Source organism: Chryseobacterium sp. SIMBA_028 (assembly GCF_046535285.1).
GTDB lineage: Bacteria > Bacteroidota > Bacteroidia > Flavobacteriales > Weeksellaceae > Chryseobacterium.
The window spans coordinates 1-241 of record NZ_JAWRWZ010000744.1 but is presented as its reverse complement, the minus strand read 5'-3'; the positions used below and the strand labels follow the sequence as shown (position 1 = coordinate 241).

The following is a 241-nucleotide window of genomic DNA, read 5'->3' as shown; positions in this document are numbered from 1 at the left end:
GGATCGGGCCGCTGACATGTATCAGGCGGGATTGTTTCAAAGCTATGATTGGGGAATCCTCATGGAAGAGCTTCCCGGCACGTCATTTCACCCTGTCAGACTGACAACGGACGGAGGACAAGTCATCTATCTTCCGCTTTTTGAACAGAAGGGCGTATTATCCGGCAATATGATCGGATACGGGGGCGTTATTTCAGATCGCCCCATCTCATTTGAATGGCTTCAAAGTGAAATCCAGACC

General features: G+C 49.8%; 1 protein-coding gene. It reads left to right on the top strand.

Annotated elements, in window-relative coordinates; genetic code table 11:
• Positions 1-241, top strand: a 241-nt coding sequence (locus SCA31_RS25230; protein WP_410699674.1) for a hypothetical protein, incomplete at both ends; no start/stop codon positions are given.